Annotated in this window: 10 protein-coding genes and 3 pseudogenes; 5 read left to right on the forward strand and 8 right to left on the reverse strand. The window is 30.9% G+C overall.

Features of this window, described 5'->3' with window-relative positions:
• Positions 1 to 555: 555 nt before the first annotated feature.
• Entirely contained in the window at positions 556 to 1,608 is a 1,053-nt protein-coding gene (locus NV349_RS18485) for an HNH endonuclease (RefSeq protein WP_271910849.1), read from the forward strand.
• Between the two features lie 68 nt (positions 1,609 to 1,676).
• Here NV349_RS18485 and NV349_RS18490 read toward each other — a convergent pair whose 3' ends face one another.
• A complete protein-coding gene (locus tag NV349_RS18490; RefSeq protein ID WP_271910850.1) occupies positions 1,677 to 3,350 on the reverse strand; it encodes a nuclease-related domain-containing protein in 1,674 nt (557 codons plus the stop codon).
• A 310-nt stretch (positions 3,351 to 3,660) separates the two neighbouring features.
• On the opposite strand from NV349_RS18490, the gene NV349_RS18495 reads away from it, so the two are divergent.
• Positions 3,661 to 4,698 (forward strand): hypothetical protein, encoded by a 1,038-nt coding sequence (locus NV349_RS18495; RefSeq protein WP_271910852.1) that lies wholly within the window; start codon positions 3,661 to 3,663, stop codon positions 4,696 to 4,698.
• 191 nt (positions 4,699 to 4,889) lie between these two features.
• On the opposite strand, the pseudogene tnpA reads toward NV349_RS18495, so the two are convergent.
• Positions 4,890 to 5,214: pseudogene (gene tnpA / locus NV349_RS18500) on the reverse strand (IS200/IS605 family transposase).
• A 121-nt stretch (positions 5,215 to 5,335) separates the two neighbouring features.
• Here tnpA and NV349_RS18505 point away from each other — a divergent pair.
• Positions 5,336 to 5,527: pseudogene (locus tag NV349_RS18505) on the forward strand (integrase core domain-containing protein); the annotation flags it as partial.
• Between the two features lie 168 nt (positions 5,528 to 5,695).
• On the opposite strand, the gene NV349_RS18510 reads toward NV349_RS18505, so the two are convergent.
• Both NV349_RS18510 and NV349_RS18515 read right to left on the reverse strand, forming a co-directional pair.
• Positions 5,696 to 6,691 carry a GIY-YIG nuclease family protein gene (locus tag NV349_RS18510; protein WP_271910854.1) on the reverse strand — a complete coding sequence of 332 codons (996 nt, stop codon included), beginning with the start codon at positions 6,689 to 6,691 and terminating at the stop codon, positions 5,696 to 5,698.
• Between the two features lie 353 nt (positions 6,692 to 7,044).
• Positions 7,045 to 8,976 carry a DNA/RNA helicase domain-containing protein gene (locus tag NV349_RS18515; RefSeq protein ID WP_271910855.1) on the reverse strand — a complete coding sequence of 644 codons (1,932 nt, stop codon included), beginning with the start codon at positions 8,974 to 8,976 and terminating at the stop codon, positions 7,045 to 7,047.
• 327 nt (positions 8,977 to 9,303) lie between these two features.
• Between NV349_RS18515 and NV349_RS18520 the strand changes: the two are divergent.
• Positions 9,304 to 9,477, forward strand: a pseudogene (locus tag NV349_RS18520) (tyrosine-type recombinase/integrase); the annotation flags it as partial.
• A gap of 468 nt (positions 9,478 to 9,945) precedes the next feature.
• Here the strand turns inward: NV349_RS18520 and NV349_RS18525 are convergent.
• The gene (locus NV349_RS18525) at positions 9,946 to 10,923 is read right to left on the reverse strand and encodes a hypothetical protein (protein WP_271910856.1); all 978 of its coding nucleotides are present in this window, start codon (positions 10,921 to 10,923) and stop codon (positions 9,946 to 9,948) included.
• Entirely contained in the window at positions 10,923 to 12,464 is a 1,542-nt protein-coding gene (locus tag NV349_RS18530) for a hypothetical protein (RefSeq protein WP_271910857.1), read from the reverse strand. Before NV349_RS18530 ends, NV349_RS18525 begins: the two co-directional genes overlap by 1 nt.
• A 118-nt stretch (positions 12,465 to 12,582) precedes the next feature.
• On the opposite strand from NV349_RS18530, the gene NV349_RS18535 reads away from it, so the two are divergent.
• The gene (locus NV349_RS18535; protein ID WP_271910859.1) at positions 12,583 to 15,342 is read left to right on the forward strand and encodes a DNA methyltransferase; all 2,760 of its coding nucleotides are present in this window, start codon (positions 12,583 to 12,585) and stop codon (positions 15,340 to 15,342) included.
• A 675-nt stretch (positions 15,343 to 16,017) separates the two neighbouring features.
• On the opposite strand, the gene NV349_RS18540 is transcribed toward NV349_RS18535, so the two are convergent.
• Positions 16,018 to 17,655, reverse strand: a complete 1,638-nt coding sequence (locus NV349_RS18540) for a GTPase (RefSeq protein ID WP_271910860.1) — start codon at positions 17,653 to 17,655, stop codon at positions 16,018 to 16,020.
• A 299-nt stretch (positions 17,656 to 17,954) separates the two neighbouring features.
• A complete protein-coding gene (locus NV349_RS18545) occupies positions 17,955 to 19,238 on the reverse strand; it encodes an McrC family protein (protein ID WP_271910862.1) in 1,284 nt (427 codons plus the stop codon).
• Position 19,239: the final 1 nt, after the last annotated feature.

Raw genomic sequence — 19,239 nt, forward strand, 5'->3', positions numbered from 1 at the left:
ATAAAAATCCTGCAGTATATTACAGGATCTTAACTCAATCTTCTTAGTTCCTTATCTTCTCTACAAGCACCTGGTCCCCTAATGAAAAAACACTTTCCTTTATCGAGGAGAGCGCCCGATTGCGGTATAGTTTTCAAAATCAAGCATAAAACTTCCAAAAATAAAATAAAGCATAAAGTTTCCAAACGGAAATTTTATGCTTTACGTCACAGATACTCATTGAAATCATTTGATTTCTACAAAATGGAGACGGCGGGAGTCGAACCTACCGTCTAAAAATATTATTATATCAAGGCTTGCGGGGGCATAGATTATTTTTGACTACGTTTTTGACTACGAGTTATAAAAAAATTGTGAGGTCTATTAGTCTTGTATATTCTTCTGTAAGTTTAATTTTTATTTGACTTACTTCAAGAATCTCCAATTCTACCACCCTAATCACATTTTTTATTTTTTACCATAATAATTTTCCTTTTTTAAATAACATTTTCTAGTAATCCCTTATTATTAATTGGTATTATTATCTTTATAATGCTACTAGTAAGGGGATAAAGTATGATTGAACAGGCTAGAAATTTCATATTAAAAGAAGTTGATAACCCAGCTTTAAACCATCCAGATCTAAATCAGAAGATAAAAAATAAAGTACAAAACTCAAAAAACATTGTTAATAAAATGAAAAAAACAGGTGATCTCTATAAATACTTAGAAAGATTCCACAATACTCCCTCACCTGGTGAAGATGAAGTTTATGATACAATGAAGAAATTAGGCCTAAATACTTACGAGGATATTCTCCCAGTGTTTTGTCAAAAATTTAACCACGATTTTGATAATACGACCGTACTTAATGATTTTATTATAGGAAAAATATTTTCTTCATGGGATATTGCTATTTTTGCAAAAACGTACAATGTACAATCTGGAATTTATTTAATCCCAGGTTACCCTAATTATCAAGCAATTTTTATAAAAGCAACATTAGATGGTGGCAAATATCCTAATAGTTGGTTAATACCTGAGGTAGAGTTAAAATACTATCTTTATAGTTTAAAAGAAAAATTTGACCCTAACTATAAAGTAAACCAAGCAATTTTGAATTCAAATAAAACAAAAACGCCAATTTATGTATTTATTAAAAATAAGCTGGAGTTAACTTTAACAGGTATTTTTCAATGTATTGAAATGGTTAGTGAGAGTGATGGATCTAAGTGGTTTCGGTTAAAAAAAGTAAATATTTACGAAACAACTAACCCTATGACTGACGAGGAATACCATAAAGAGATTTATAAGAACATTAAAGAAGCTCAAAAATTAACTTCAAATGAACGTAAAGAACTATTAAAACTTGTAAATAAAAAGCCTGAAACAGTGCAAATAATTACTACTGGATTTAAACGTGATCCAAATGTTGTGGCCGAGGTTTTAGAACAAGCTAATGGTATTTGTAATTATTGTAAAAATGAAGCACCTTTTCTTCGAGTAACTGATGGAACACCTTATCTTGAAGTGCACCATGTTATACCACTTGCTAAAGGTGGAGATGATACAGTAGAGAATGCGGTAGCCCTTTGTCCAAACTGCCATAGGAAAGCTCACTTTGGATAGGGATAAATAAGTATTATAAAGCTATACAATAGAGCCCTTTTAGAGGGCTCCTCAATTAAAAACCGCACTTACTTATGATACGGTTCTCCGTTATGTGAGTAAGTGCGGTTTTCTATATACTCTAAGATTTGAGAACTGTGTATTGCATTATAAAAACCTATATCAACTGTAGTAGCCATTGAGGGGTTCTTTGTAATAATTACCCCTTCGATTCGTTTTATTTTTGTACCAACAATATTTTCTACTACCTGTTTATGTTCTTTTAAAATATCAATTTTTGATTTTAACTTTTGTTGAATAGATTCTTGATTACTAATTCCTTTAATTTTCTTGGTTTCAAATAACATTCCACTTAAATTAAGTTGTAATGCAAATGCTTTACATTCAATAACAAATGCGACGTCTTTAATCACTAGTAATATATCAATTTCTCCAGGTAGTTTGAATTCTTTAAAAAACATCTCATGAATTCCTCTTTTTAAAAATTGATATGATGTATTTTTCTCTAATAATTTCTTTACATCTACTTCAAACTCAACGTGCGTTTTGTGGATAAAATTGAATAATTTCCCTTTAAATTCTTTATTCGGAATATTCCCTTCCGTAATATCTGATATAATTCCCATTAAAGAAAATACAAAAACTGGTTCACTACAGATATACAATTCTGAATCTAATTTTAAAATGCTTTGCCTTAACAATCTTCCTTCTTTTAAAGAAACATCATTTGGTATTTTAGAGATTTTGAAACCATCTAAAACCAATTCATTTTTTATTTTTTGAGCACTCTCTATATCAATAGAAAGATAATTTTTCAAAAATTCAACTAACTTCTCTGTATCAAATAAAAACATCCCTGGAAATTCGTTGTTTCCATCAAGAAATTTCTTTATGGCACTTTCAATAATTAAGTTATCAACCCCAATGAATTCTCTCATTATTTTATTAACTTCACCATTAAATTCGAACTTACTTTCCATACTATTATCTAACCAGTCATAAAACTCACCTAAAGGGGTAGTTATCAACTGCTTTTCAGATTTTATAACAACATTTTGATTATTAATAACAAGGCTGGCAACTTCGATATTAGAAAATATTTCTTGCTTAAGAGTAAGAATATAGTAAATATCTCTAGTCAATTCTATTAAATCCTCCAGCTCAAGATTAATTTGAATATTAGTATGGGTATATTTTAATTTATAACTAATTATATAGTTAATTACCTTTTGCAAAGCTTGTTTATCTCTAGATATTAAATCTTCTATATACCTTAGATTATCCTTAAAATCATTCTTACTAACACTTTTCCCAAAGGTATTAATAGAATTCGCTAAAATTCTAATATTTTCATCTTCAAATTTATTAGTATCTATATTTTTTATTGTTCCCATTACTAACGGTGTCATTTGTATATTGTAGTCTAGCATTGTATATAAGGAAATTAAATAACCAATAGGATTTTGCAACACTAAATTGTATAATTTAACTTGCAAATAACCTAGTGCCTCTTGAATGAACTGATAAATTTCGTTTTTTTCTTTTAGTACCCTAAAGTCATCACCAATAAATTCCTTTATAAACTTATTATTTCTAGATAAGTTAGGTCTTACGATTATGCAATCATCACCAATTAGAGGTATAATTCCCGAAATATCCAAAATTAAATTTTTTGCATATATTTCATCTATTTTAACTGAATTAGCTTCAAAAAATGCAAGAGTACTACTGTAAATATTCATTTTCTGCCCTCCAATACCAAAATAAACCACACATTAATTATATCAATAATTAATGTGTGGTTTATATTTTTTATTAACCGACTCTACTTATGATATGGTAGGGCATTGATGTGACTAAGTGAGGCTTTTTTCTATTAAAAAGACAAGTCGAATATCTACTCAGCATGATATAGCTTCTCAAAGCTTGTAAAAGTTATGCAATACTTTTCCTTTTCTAATGATTGTAGTATCATAAAATAACAGAAACAAACGTTCTTATTTTTATGATATTTCAAAGCTTCTATTTTACTAAAATAAAGGGGATAATACAATGAGTTTCTTATTACTACAGGACGATAAGCCACAAATGATTTGGGATGCTTTAAACAATGCTCAAATAGTCTTCCATCCGAATTATGGATCAACCGGTCAGATAAATTACGCTGAACTCCAAGCTGTGAAGAGAGAAAAAGAAGTTATATTATTTTTAGATAGAAATCTTTTGAGTAGCTTAATGTCTCTTACGAAGAATGGTGATTTAAAAGATGAAATGGAAAAGAGAATGATCGCTCTTCTAATGTTGTGGTCTCAGATGAATCAACTTCCAGTCAGTGCTGGGCTAGCAATAATGGAAAATGCCTCAAAAGGTGATGATTCTTTAAACGCTAAAATTGAATTAAAGAACTTTAATGAAATTTTTGATTTTTACCCAACACAGATTTGGTTATATTTAGCCGATGGTAGAGTAGATACAATTCCAAAATGCAATTTTTCCAATACTCCATATGAAAATACCGTTATCTATCATAAAAGTAGTGATCATTTCCTGATGAATTATGCTAGTATGTTACACTTAGTTAACTTATATCGAAATCCTGATTTGAATCCAGTAGAAAAAGTAATAGCCTTTTTAAAATGGAATTTTGATAATTTGCTTATCTCACAATATATTAACACATATTTGATTTTGTTATTTTCAGATCAAAATGGCATCAAGGCACCTAAACACGCTAAAAGTAATATGTTTGAAAGAATAGACAAAGGTTGCATAAATCAAGCTTGGGATTTAACCTATCTATCAAATTGGAGCACATTTTATTGGGATGAGTCAAAAATGAATGAGGTTTTTCTTTTTGCTACTGCTGATATTATGCTAAAACAAATTTTTATCAACACTCACAATGGTGGAAACTTATTTAACTTGATTGATTCTGTATTTCCTAGAAAAGATGCTGATCGAATTATTCAATTTTATACTGAAAAAATGACGAATAGACAGAAACCTGATTTTGGAGAACATCCTAAGCAATATTTCAAATCATTAATAGATAAAGAAAAAACTCATTTGAAGCAATCAATGGGTGATTAATCTTTTTCATAATACTTGATTTATACAAACAAAATTATTATAAATAATCGTTTTTTAGTAATCAGAACCACCAGTATAACTGGTGGTTTGCTCTGCGCGTGAAACGCTGGGGGACCGGCCCATGTCTAAAGACATTCTGAAAGGTCTGCCAACCGCACTCCGTTTCCACACAAACCGCTAAAGCGGCTTACTTATTTTTTCTTTCTCTTGATTTCTTCTCCTGTGAATGGGTCAATGAATTCTTTTATCGTCATTTGATCTTGCAAGATATCTTCCTGTAATTGATTTTTTATATACTCCTGAATCTTTTTCTTATTCCGTCCCACTGTATCCACATAGTATCCTCGACACCAGAATTGACGGTTACCATATTTATACTTTAGATTAGCGTGTCGATCAAAAATCATTAAACTACTCTTCCCTTTTAAGTAGCCCATAAACGCAGATACACTTTGGGGCAAACACTATGTGATACTTACAATTCCATGTTGTATGTGCTAAACTTTTATTATCCATTTTTAAAGGCTCCTTTCGTACGAAGTCGGTTGACCAGACCTGACTTGATTGTACGTTTGGAGTTTTTTTATTGTCCATAGCTAAAAGCTTTCCGGAACCCCCTGCACAGCAGGGGGTTTTCAAAAAATACAAGAAAATGGGACTAGGGCAATCTATGTCACGTCGAGGAAACTGTTGGGATAACGCCCCTCAAGAATCCTTCTTCGGTCATTTTAAAGATGAAACCAATTTGAAAGCGTGCGAAACATTAGAAGAAGTAAAACGAGAAGTGAAAAGTTATATGATATATTACAACCATTATCGAGGGCAATGAAACTTGAAAAAGCTGCCGCCTGCAAAATACAGACAGCAGCTTCAAGAGGTAGCCTAGCTTTTTTTCAAAATGTCCTTTACAAAGGGTACACTTTAATTTATGATACCTAGGCTTTTAGGAATATGATTAGGTGCACTTTAGAATAAATTGATTAATACAAAAAAGAAGTCATTTAGTCAGCCATTTTAGTTCAGATACTGGAGTATCTCCATTTTGTTTTATTTCATTCAAGCATTTTTCATATGCTTTTGATTTCATTGTATACTTATCGAATAATCCTTTACTCTCTAAGAATTTTTGGTTTTTTTCATTTTCTAAGAAAATGGTATCTCCTAGTCTTATTAATACCTCTTTTATGTCACAAGACCTACTTCTAATAAAACTATATTCATACTCATAGTAATCATTACTAGTTGCTCTAATAAATTCTTTATCTACTTTTAAATCTGGGAGTGTTAATGAAATTTCATCATCAAAAACCATATCATTATTACAATAAGGTTTATATTTTGAGATGTAATATGCTTCATATACAGCCACATCAGACTTAGTTTTAGTGCCACGAATTTCAATCTTTGAAAAATCCAATAATTGTCTTTCGCTTGCTGATGCAAAGCTTCTAGTAATTGCACAACTTGAGCTTTTTCCAATATACGCTATCTTGCCATCATTATCATAAATAAAATAAACCCCAAATATACCTCGTCTATTTATACCTTCAGCATTAATTGAATAGATTTTCTCAGTATCATTTACAATTTCTAGCACTCGTATTTTTGAAGGAAAATAAGGGTCTGAAACATTTCTTGTATTAATGAAGTCTTCAGTAAATGAAACTTGGGTATTTAACATACTGTTGAAAGACGTAAATACATAATATATCTCAACCTCACCCTTTTCAAAAGCTAAAACCTTCCTACCTAAGTAATCCATGATATTTGTAGCTTCTTCTACATTCCCTCTTTTGAAGAAGTCTACTATTTTACCTAATGGTTCACTTTTAAAATGTATTCTATTACATAACTTCAAGTGAATTAAAAAAGAGTATGCTTTTTCAAACGTATCAAAAGCATTATGGTTTATCTTTGATAGCCCTATTTCTTTATTAGATGCTATTTTGAAACAATAATTCCTAAAATGTCCATAATTATTAAAATTAACCATCAAATCAACCTACCTCTCTTTAAAAAATCATACACATTTTTAATCAAATATTCATGAGTATATTATAAAACAGCATAGTATAAATTTATATACCATGCTGTTTACTAGAAAGGACATTATTCATCTATTTTACAATAATAATGAGGAACCGCACTTACTTATGATAAGGTTCACCGTAATTAATATGAATTTGTATATATAAATATAATCCATTCCTCCACATTCTGGCCCGATTGTTGAACACGAATTAACAACATTCTTCGATCAACTTGCTCCGTTAGAATAATAAGAAAAAAGAGCTGTCTAAGCAGCTCAATGGCCTTCAAGTAAAACCCCCGTTATATCCTCACCTATTATTTGTACTCCTCTACTTTTTCTGCAACTAGTAAATTCTTCATTTCACTTCGCTCATCATATACTTTTACTAAACGTTGCTTCAAATATTCCGTAAGTTTTTCATCTGTACAATACAAATAACATCCCTTTTGCCCGCGTGTCATCAATGTACGATACGTATTACGTATAATCGCATCAACAGCCACCTCTGCTTTCTCTGGTTCTTCCTTCATCCATTTTTTAATGCCTTTAACAGATTGATCAGTTTTCGCACGTTTTGTATAGTCTGTAATAACGATGCCATCTTCATAGCGTAAATCGTCGCCAATAATGACGCCAACATAATCAAACTCTAAACCTTGGCATGTATGAATACAGCCCGCTTCATCTACGGATGCTTCCGCAATTGCCCAAATATCATTCCCTAAATTCCAGCTGATTGAAAAATCATGCTCTTTGATGACGATGTCATGTACGTCACGATTATTTTTCCCATCCGAAATCCATTCCCAGCAGTAGCCTGCCACAATGCGAGCCTTGTTGTTAACTTTATTTTTCTCTTTAATCATATTGCGTAGCAAATTTGGCGAATCTACAATTTGAATATCATAATCCATCCCTAAATCATTATTATTTGCTGTTTCACGAATTCCAAGGACATCATCTAACCACGCAATATAGCCGTCCGAACCATCACATCTAAATTGCGAAGCTAATTCTCCTTCATATACTTGCAAATCTAATTCATCAGCAAATCTTTTAATTAGCTCCACACTACCAATATCCTTTAATGTCACTCGTTGTGCCTCATCAATGAAAAACACACTGAACTTCGCACTATTCATAAGCTCCTTTACTTGGTTTTCTCCAAGATTACTAAATAAGCCTGACTTTTCATTTAATCGATGCGCCTCGTCCACTATTAAAACATCAAATTCATTTTTATCTGTAGCATGGAAACTTCCAGAACCTTTAAATAGGTTATCGATGCTTTTTTTCTTCATCGTACCTTTCAGCTTCGTTGCATAGACATCTCGTGGCGCACTATTTTTCGTTACGTACATTGCAAAATAATCGTCCTGTATCAGCTGTACTAACAGGTTGATTGCTAACACAGATTTCCCTGTACCTGGACCACCTATTACAATGAAAACACCTTTTTTATTCTCTGCAATACAGCTTGCTGAATAATCTAAAATTTGCTCATACACTACCTTTTGATCATCAATCATTACAAACTCTGGATTACCCTGAAGCATTGCAGCTATACTATCTTGAAGCGATTTAGAAGGCTTAATTCGACCATTCTCAATTTTTGCAATGATATCATTTTTATCACCATATTTAATATATTTTTTTATAAATTGGCGAAGTTGCTCCATTTCGCCTTTTCGGAAAACCGGTGACTTTTCAATATACTCTGCATAATGTTCATCTAATATTGGATCATTTTCTTGAATGAAATAATTATGTAGATACGCACATGGCTGAAGATGAATTGGTACATTTCGGACTTCTTCATTGAAGTCTTCAATTAAACAAGAATAACTCCAAGCCTGATAAGACGGATGTGTCGTTGGACGCTTTGAACCACCCAAATAAGTTTCTACCACAACGGCATCAAGGCGATCATTTTTTTCTACCGTTTCCCATTGCTTCAGTTCAACAATGACTGCATGGTCCTCTACTCCGTCATTACCTGCAATAATAAAATCGACACGCTTCCCTGTGTTCGGAATTTTAAATTCAATCGCTGTCTTCGCATCCTTTGGGATTTCTCGATCACGTAAAACATTCGACATACGCTGTAGCGAATGATCCCATGAACGGATTTCACTCTTTGATGTACGACCGATTTTTTCTTGATAAACATTATATAAACGATCAACAATAACTTCATTTGCAACGTCTTCAAGGAATTCTGAAATATTAGCCTCATAAATAATCATATAAATACCTCATTTCGATATGGCCCAATACATATTCTTCCTAATATTTTATCATGAAAATTAAAGATATATCTGTTCAACTCTTAAATTTATAGTTACAATCGTTTGAATTAATTTGTATAGTTTAAAATTAATAATACGACCCTTTTCTCAACCAACTTCTAATAAGTTCACATACTAACAATGATTTAATATATTTAAACTTACCTAAACATTTTCATTAATATCTCGAAATAGGGTATGACACCTAACAATATGATAAGCAATATAGGCTGATGAGGCTCCCCACTAACATAGCTACATGTACCTTTTTTCTACCTGAATTTATTACGTCATACACTCTGCTCGCTTTTATTCGAAGCAGGTGCAAGCATTAAAGAAGTAGTTCAAGATCAACTTGGCCATTCTGACGTAAAAACTACATTAGACATTTATACACACGTCACTAAAAAAGCCAAAGAAGGCACTATACAGAAGTTTGTGAGCTATTTAGAAGGTTAAACTTTTAACTGAGTTCTGACTAGATCTGAATGAAAGCAGGTGAAATTGGATGCAATTAAAAAAGTGCCAAAACCCTGGATTATCAAGGGTTTTGGCACTCTGTGAAATCCTATGATTCTAAAAATTGAGAAGGCGGGAGTCAAACCTACCGTCTCAAAATATTGTTAAATCAAGACTTGTGGGAGCAAATGATTTTTTTGACTAGGTTTTTGACTACATTTAATAAATATTTAATTGCAGTACTATAGCTTCGAAAGACTTTGTGGTTTTGTTGAATTGTGTAAAGAAATAAAGTAGCTTGATGCTACAACTATATTGATAAACACCAGCAATAGAGTAGGTTAACTATTGCCTAGTCTATTATTTTATTAAAAACAATTACGTTAAACAGAGCCATAAAATATGTCAGAGTTTCAATATTAAGTTCTGATTCTAAAGATAAATAACCTTATAATAAATAATTAGACCTTATTTATTTTTATTAATAATTACATAGGCACTGAATACTTCAAAAGGAGTTATACTCTCACCAAAATCAGCTTCTAAATCGCGCATTTTGAAAGCTAAAATATCAAGGGGATTCACTCTTAGATGATTAGAATACTCAATCAAAGATTCATTAAAGGCTTCTTGAGACTCGCTAGTTAATTTTTTCGAAAGTTCTGAAGCGTAATTTGTAATTAAAGGAGAGCCAACCATCTTGTCACGAGATATTCTTTTAGTTGTCCCCATGTAGTCATCAATTTTATCTTTGACATCAAAATCAGCATAGCCGTTTCCAGTATTACATTTTTGTAGTAAATTTTCGTTCGCTAATATTATATACTGATTAATATCTTTATTAATAATTTTTAACGCTCGTATTTTAAAATATTCAGCAGCAATGTAATTAGTATGCTCAAGATTACTAATTATTTTGCGGGAAATTTCAGGTATTTTTCCAGTTCCAACTATTTCAAATCCCATTGCTAATGACATAAATAATTCGGACTTCATTCGTGTTTTTGGATTGGTGATACTCACTGTTGGATTATATATATATCCATTAGGTTGTACTAGTTGTAAAATAAGATGTTCATAATCTAACATCGGCTTTTTCAGTAACTGCATAATAAATCTGTGATTGTAAATACAATGAACATCTGTTTGAAGCCATTGTGAATCAAATCCAAACAATTTCTTTCCATAATTTTCGGAATAAGCAATAGGGGTTTCATTGTATTCAAGTAACTCATTTACTATTTCATACCAGTCAACTCTTAACTCTTTGTATAACAATAATTCAGCAATTATTCCATTAACGGCTTCAGACATTGCAATGGAGTCTGAAGCAATCTCAAAATATAAATTTTCTAAGTATTTATTCAAAAACACTTTATATTCTTTAGGTAATTGAAATTTCTCATCTAGCTCTAGGTTAGGTAACAAAACGTGGTTTATCTTCATTAGAAATCTCCTTTAGGATTGCTAGTTGAATAATTGAAGGTAGCATATATAATTAGTGCAAAATACCATTTACATAACGTAGAAGATGAAGAAAAGTCAATCCTTGCTACACCAGCACCGGTTGGTTCAACATGAGAATACTTATTTTCATATGGCTTTAGATAAGGTATTACTTCTAATGCCCATTCTTTTATACTTAAAGAGATTTCAATTGTACGTAATTTGCCATCTCCACTTTTTCCACCTCTTAACATAGGTACTCCTAATTTAAGTCCTGTTGTAACTAACTCAGGGAAGTATTGAGAACCCACTTTGATTTTCCAAGAGTTAATTATCTCAGTGTTATAAAATAATTTTCTAAGTGCTCTAACAATAATTTCTAAACTATTGGGCTCGGATGATGTAAAACTTAATGCAAATCCTGTTGCATTTGAAGTATACATCTGAAACAATTTTTCTTTAGAAGTTGTACCCTCAGCCAAATATAGACCTGCTGCATATAGCCATAAAGGATCTAGTCTCAGTTCCTTAAATATATTTACTTCAGCACCTCTTGGATAACGCCCCTTTATAAAAAGGGCTTCTTCTTCTATACTAGGTTGAGTATTATTTATAACTGAGTAATTATTATTTGTGAAAAAATCTTTAAGATCAACAATTTCTCCGATTGCTGAAGGTGTAGAGTCCCATTTGATTAATTCGTCGTCAGAACTTGAATTATCTTTAAGTATAGATTCTTCAACAGAATGTAAAATTTTCAAAAATAACTCGCCCATTCCGGTTACGCCACGAACGTAAAGTTCATCAGATCTACTAGTCCCACCAATTTGTCTGGCTCCTTTCTTGAAAGGTCTTCGTAAAGATGCTGTAACTTTGTCTTTCTCATTCAAGATTATTTTTACCTCATTTAATTCAGCTAATTTAATATTAATGAGATATTCTTGCATTTCTTTATAGTATTGATAGTGAAATGCTAGAGCATCATCATTTGTGATACCAGTATTTCTAGTTTCCCTTAAATAAGCTTGATCGGCATCTTTTAATTCTGTTCTAACATCTTTTAAGGGCTTTAAAACTAGAGGGGCATCAGTTTTCAGTATAGATTTAATTTTTTGATGGCCCTCATTACCCATAAAATAGGCAGAATCTTCTCCGAGTGAAAATTCAAAACTTATAGATTCTCCAAATAATGATCGGAACTGTTCTATTGCGAATTTTATTAGGTGTGGTTCTTTTTGAGAAAATGCAATAGATGTAACAATTTTACCTGGATTATCTTTCTTCTCTGAACCCTTTGCTCCATCGCCACTATATAATCCTAAAAATATAACTAATTCTGAGGTAAGAGGGATTCTTTTAGGTAAACGTATGGTATATTGAGTTTTATTTTCTGGCCAAATATCTAAAAATTCGTCATTAACAATATTGAAATTATATTTTCTTTCATACCATCTTTCTTTGGCGTCTTGTACTAATTGGCCGAAAATTATGCCGTCTTTTTTCGATAAATATTTAAATAGTTCTATGTATCCTAATACCATATACTAAAACAGCCTTTCTAAATTAAATTTAATAATTCTAGCATTATCATGCTAACTCAAATTAATGTTAAAATAAGATTTACGTAATCATGATAATAGTATTTCTGGAGGAATAAAGTTGAGTACTGATACTTATATAAAATTAAAAGGTTATATACAACCTTTTGAAAAATTGTTAGCTAAAGAAGAATTATTAGCTTTAACTTCAAAGCAAAAATATACACCCAAATTTACTGAAATGCCTTTAGATTCAGTTGAAATAAATCCCGAATATACAGATGTTTTACAAAAAAAATCTGCGTATTGGGAAAGTATTACGAATTCTAATTCGTATACATTACCAACTTATCAAGTCATGTTTGAAAAATCCCCCGACGATTTAGTAAATATTATAGAATTTATGGATTATCCTAAAAGAAGGTATTTACGTTATGGGGTTCATGATCTACATGAATACAGAGGGAAATTTTTCCCGCAACTAGTACGTTCTTTAATAAATATTAGCCAGATACCGGAAAAGTCAAAAATATTAGAACCTTTTTCTGGAAGTGGCACAACAGCATGTGAGTCTAATATGTTAAATATGGATTGTACAGGAATAGATTTAAACCCTCTATCAATTCTTATTTCCGAAACTAAAAGTAAATTACTTAGAGAAAATCCAGAGAAATTATATTTATCTGCACAAAATTTAATTGAGCAAATTAAAAATAGCAATATTGTATTTACAGAAGAAAATTTAAAAAAACTTTGGTCTGATAAAGATTTCAAGTATTTGTCAGATTGGTTTCCTCTTGATTGCCTTAAAGAAATAGCATTTATTTTAGATAATATTAAAATAGAAAATAACCTAGTATTCTATAACTTTTTTAAAATTTGTTTAAGCAATATTATTAGATCGGTGTCTTATCAAAAAGAAAGTGACCTAAGAGTCCGTAAAGAAATTTATGAATATAAAAGTGGATTTGCTATTGAAGAATTTATAAAGCAAATAGGTTACCAATTAGATAAAATTATACCATTTATTAAGACGAAAGACACATTGAATATTTCTGTTGGTGTTAGTGAAATTATTAATAGTAGTATTAATGAAATTGAAGTTGATAGTTCAAATCAAGAGCAATATGATTTATTAATTACTTCTCCGCCATATGCTACTGCATTACCATACTTGGATACAGATAGGTTAAGTTTAATTGTTTTAGGACTATTGCCGAGATCAGAGCATAAAAATACCGACCTAAAAATGATTGGCAATAGAGAGATAACAGAACGACAAAGGCTTGATTTATGGAATTATTATCAAAAAAGAAAAGAGGAACTCCCAACATCTGTAGTTGAAATGGTTAATTCTATTGCCGAAATTAATCATCAAGAAGGTATAGGTTTTAGACGAAGAAATTTACCAGCATTACTAGCGAAATACTTTTTAGATATGTTAGATTCCATGGCAAGGTCATATAAAATGATGAAAAATGATACGTATGCTTTCTATATAGTAGGAAATAATAGTACTCTTTTGGATGGCACCAAAGTTATCATCCCTACAGATAGATTACTTTTTGAAATAGGAAAGTTAGTTGGTTGGCAGCAATATGCCTTTGTAGATATGGAATTATTAGCATCTAGAGATATTTTCCAAAGTAACAGTGGAAATGCTGAGTCTATATTGGTTTTTTATAAAGAAGTAAAGAAGAAGAGAATTAATTCAGGTGGTATTGATAGAAAGGCAATTTATTCAAATGAAAAGTTTGATTCTAGTAATGAATGGGATTTCTCAGATGCAAATAGTAGCAAAGGATTACACAGCATCCACCCTTATCCAGCGAAATTTATTCCGGAAATACCCAAAAAGGCAATACTGGAGTGGACTAAGCCGAATGATATAGTTTTAGATCCATTTTGCGGTAGTGGCACCACATTATTAGAAGCCTTAAGAAATGGTAGAAATGCCGTTGGAATTGATAATAATAGTGTAGCTTGTTTAATAAGTGAGGCAAAAACATTAAATTATACTAAAGATGATTTAGAGCTTCTTAGTAAATTTCTCATCAAATTAGAATCAATCAAGAGCAATGATATAGAAAAATTAGATAGAATAGTCCCTGAATACAAGAATCTAGAGTATTGGTTTAGTGAGGAAGCAATTTCTGAATTAGGTGCAATCAATTATTTAATTAATAATGAACAAGCAATAGTTAAGAAATTGTTGACAGCCATATTCTCATCCATAATTGTTAATGTTTCTTATCAAGATAGTGATACTAGATATTCAAGGAAAATTTACGAGTACGATAAAGGAAAAGCTTTACAGCAGTTTAAAACTAAGCTAAAAAAAGTAATAAATAATATTGAGAAAGAAGCGTTCGATCATACTAATAAAAGCAAAGTATTCCATATAGATGGAAGAGATTTAAGTTTTTTAGAAAATGAATCAATCGATTTAATTATTACTTCTCCACCTTATTTAAATGCTTACGATTATCATAAATACCATAGACATCGAATTCATTGGATAGATGGAGATGTCAGTTTGGCACGAGACTATGAAATTGGTAAGCATGATACATTTACTCGTCCTAATGCAACACCCGATAAATATTTTGAAGACATGAATCAATGTTTTATTGAATGGTTTAGGCTTTTAAAACACGGCTCTAAATTATGTATAGTCATAGGGGATGCAGTAGTAAATAAAACACCAGTAGCAGTAGCCGATAAATTTATTGAACAGTTAATCCATATTGGTTTTGAGTTTAATAAACGATGGATTAGAAATATAAAAACAACTAATAAATCTTTTAACCAAAACGCTAGGATGGATCAAGAGCATGTATTACTATTCAATAAACTAGCTCATGAGAGTAATGATTCATAACAAGTATTCACATTTTAGTATTGACCAAATCTTATTTGAAATAGAGAAGTATATTTAAATTGCGCTCAAATTAAGATATACGAAGTTGAAGAAATATATTTATAAAATTAAACATTTTCAAAGCAAATTCCCATCAGAAAAGCACGAGAAATCAAGGTTTCTAAAACTGATTTCTCGCGCCTTTTAAGGTTTTGACTAATTATATTTCAGCCCCATTTTGATTTAGATTTCAATTTGTAATTGTTCAAGGAATATCTTTATTTTCACAACATTTATGTGTACCTATAACATTTGGTGCTTTATCCAAATAACCTGAACATATTTGACATGTTGGTGTATCAGCAATGAATTTTTCATAATTTGAACGGATTGTTTTCTCACGAGAACTTCTATCAATATCTAATCAAGCTACTGACAGAGTTACCAACTTTATCGATATATCAGCAATATGAACTGTTACATGATTACTTACCTTGGTCTGAGAAGACCCAAGCTACATGTGCAAAATAGCCAGCTAACTGAAATTCTTTCAGATAGCTGGCTATTTGTCGTGCGTACTGTAAAGGCACACTTTTCGGACCTATTGATATCAAGTGAAACTGAATGAAATTAAAAAAATACCAAAACCCTAGTTGACCCCGATTTTAGCCCTGATACAAAAATGTATTAAAGAACCTAAGTAGTTGTTAATAAATTCCCTGTACTTTTAGTAAATGTTTCAGTCGCAACTTCTGACATTTTATTACTTATAATCATGCTTAAATAATCCAACTTTGTAATTAATGAATTTGGGTATTCAATTTCTTTTAGTGTCCAATAAAGGATATCTTCATAGTGAATACTTCCATCATTAACAACATCATCAAAATTTTTATATTCTTGATATATAACTTTTTCTACTGGAATTTCACCGATCCATTTTTTCAAGGCTTCTAATGCCTCTTTAAAGATATCTTCATTAAGAATTTGAATATGATAAGCTGTATCTCTAAAACTAAACTCACTTGATATTGTCATTGCAATATACATTCGTACAGCTTTAGATAATTTATCCCCATTTTCATTTGTAATATTTCTTAAATATGCCATATATAAATCCAGTAAAATTTGCATGCAATCAAGTGTTTTTTGATCAACATATGTCTCATAAATCAAATGAAAACCGAACTGTGTGTGAATTTCATGTTGAGATTTCGAAAAAGAAATATTAAATAAATCTCCGTTATTTAGGGCCTTTAAGGAATCGATAAATCGGCTTGCATCATGTCTTGCATACCTTAACACATAGGCATTACTATTATAATCTATTCTTTTATATTTCTTTTGAAATACATCGCTCAGTAATCCATAACAAAGTTCGAAGGAAACATCTTTTTTAAACTCTCCTTTTGCTTTGGCAAATTCAGATACAATCTTACTTTTTAGAGTTTCTAACCTATTAAAAACTTTATTCATTACATGAGCGGAACAGAGGTTTAAACAAGTTTTAAACTCTTCATTATATCCACGTGGAACTTTAATACGATAAAAATTTACAGATGACTGCGAAGCACTTAATATACAATTTAAAAGGTATTTTTCGTTATTATTAAACTCATCATTCTTTGTCAAAATCGTATATCTATCTTTAATTTCTTCTTCATGTATAGAAAAATCTGTATCTAATTCTTCTAATTTGTCTTGGTAAATATCCATGATGTTAGAAAGTTCCGATTTCGATACTTGCCATTGTGTATTTGTTTCTAAAAAGATTATTGGTTTATCCAAAACAGAATTCAAAAATGTACGATACTTCTCAATGTAGTCTCCTCTACTGCCTTGATCCGTAGAGTCATATAAATAAAGCAATACTGAACAAGAAAGAATTTCTAAAGGTGCAGATATTTCTTTATCTAAAGAATCCAAAATTCCTTGAGTATCAATTAATTCTATTCTCTTCAAATTAAATGAATCCATTGCTGCTTTGAATTGTTTAGAAGGCTTTACATACATACTAATACTACATTTTTCATCAGATTGAGAATATGTAACAACTTCATCTAATTCAATTGTAGTTTCTTTAACTTCATTATTAATCAATTTACTTACTTTAAACACTGGTGTGAGATATTCATTCCCAATAAAATATCTAATTGGATTTTTTGTTTGCCCTGACATTTCTCTTTCTTTATTTTCTTTCCCAATTAAACCTTCCAACTCATTTGAAATATCATTCTCTATAAGATGATTTAAAAAAGTAGATTTACCCTTTCCTGATATTCCAATGACGCCAATCCTCATATCATCCTTAACATAAACTTGATTGATTTCCACAAAATTACTCCTTTTTTAAAATTTATAATACTTTGATTGCTATAAAAAATCAATCTCTTTATGAATTAATTCTTTTAATAAAATTAATCAATTCATAAAACTTAAAAGTAATTCTAAAGAATCAATCTACAAGATAATGAAACACTATACTATTTAACCTCTATAAAGTTGTAAGCCCGAAAAGGAGCACCATTTTTTATATTTCGGGCTTACAATAAAACCTCCTATAAATGTATCAGTTGATACATTTATAGGAGGTTTTATAATTTATAAGGCTAATTCTTTTCCTACCTTTGAATTTAAATTCCAAATTTATCTACAGCAACTTCTAAGCTCTCTTCAATCCGATGACAATCTACAAAAAACACATTCACTTGCACACCATCGTCACTAATAAAGAAGATTTCCTCATTCCCTTTAAACTCATCGTTAATCGGATAAAAAAGCCAAATCTCATTGGTTTCATATTTCTTCGCATACGCATACATTTGATACATATCTGTCTGCGATATACCATAGTTACTACTAGGTGTATTTTTTAACATCTTCCACTTAGTATCAATAATGATCGTTCGTTGTTCTACTTCATTCCGTAAAACAATATCTGGCCTTAACGCAAATTGCTTCTCAAATAAATGATACTGTCGATCTTGCAAAAAAATCGACCATTCCTTCTGTTGCATCATTCTTCTCAAACTACGCCCAACATAATCCTCAAAAACTCGATCCATTGGAAATAAAAGTGCCTGTACAAATGAAGTACCCACAAAAGTTGTAAAACTTTGATTGCGTAAAAAAATCTTAGACCAATTTAAGACAGTCTCATAATCCTTTGAATTACGATCACTTTTCACTTGTGCGAAATCCTTTTCAATAGAAGGGGATGGTTCAACTAATTCGAAATTCGCTAGTACCTTTCGTAATTCTTTTATATTTTCCGCGCTCTCAGATTCTTTCGCCAGCTTAATTAGTGTCGATTTAATCAAACGATTTTCTGGTCGGTTCAAACCAAATTCATCATATTTCATATAGAACCGTTCCTTATGTACTGAATTATGTTTAATTTGCTGTGAGAAATTCATCTTCCCTTTAAACACTTTGAGATTGTCTTCCACTTCATAATAGGCTGACTTCAATCCCCGTTTAATAAGATGCTGAACTTCCTGTATATACAATCGAATAAATATCTCAAAGATCGGCATTTTTTCAGTATTTAAGTTTAATTCATTAAACGTCTTGCTCGGAAAATCCCTAAGTGTCTTTAACATTTTCAAAAATGTTTTTTTCGAGTCATCCTGTGTTCCACCATGAATTTTCGGAAGTATTTGCAGTTGGACACCATTATTTAATTGAAGCACACCAACATAGTTTTTTGCGCGAATTATTTTACCGACATTTCTTTTCGATGAAATCGACAAAAAATCAATCGCATCCGCTTCATTTGATTCTTTGAAGGTTAATATTAGGTTTTCTAATTGACTAAACGAAGCCTTGTCTAGATTGACTGCCCCTCTCTCTTTACTGGTTTCTTGAATGCTTGTGATGACATCATATTCCCTTAACTCCACTAATTTTCTCTTCATA

This window comes from Lysinibacillus sp. OF-1 (assembly GCF_028356935.1).
GTDB classification, from domain to species: domain Bacteria; phylum Bacillota; class Bacilli; order Bacillales_A; family Planococcaceae; genus Lysinibacillus; species Lysinibacillus fusiformis_D.

Excerpts from the sequence above, each read along its gene's own strand:
- NV349_RS18485 (WP_271910849.1), top strand. The coding sequence starts at position 556 with ATGATTGAACAGGCTAGAAATTTCATATTAAAAGAAGTTGATAACCCA.
- NV349_RS18490 (WP_271910850.1), bottom strand. The coding sequence starts at position 3,350 with ATGAATATTTACAGTAGTACTCTTGCATTTTTTGAAGCTAATTCAGTT.
- NV349_RS18495 (WP_271910852.1), top strand. The coding sequence starts at position 3,661 with ATGAGTTTCTTATTACTACAGGACGATAAGCCACAAATGATTTGGGAT.
- NV349_RS18510 (WP_271910854.1), bottom strand. The coding sequence starts at position 6,691 with ATGGTTAATTTTAATAATTATGGACATTTTAGGAATTATTGTTTCAAA.
- NV349_RS18515 (WP_271910855.1), bottom strand. The coding sequence starts at position 8,976 with ATGATTATTTATGAGGCTAATATTTCAGAATTCCTTGAAGACGTTGCA.
- NV349_RS18525 (WP_271910856.1), bottom strand. The coding sequence starts at position 10,923 with ATGAAGATAAACCACGTTTTGTTACCTAACCTAGAGCTAGATGAGAAA.
- NV349_RS18530 (WP_271910857.1), bottom strand. The coding sequence starts at position 12,464 with ATGGTATTAGGATACATAGAACTATTTAAATATTTATCGAAAAAAGAC.
- NV349_RS18545 (WP_271910862.1), bottom strand. The coding sequence starts at position 19,238 with ATGAAGAGAAAATTAGTGGAGTTAAGGGAATATGATGTCATCACAAGC.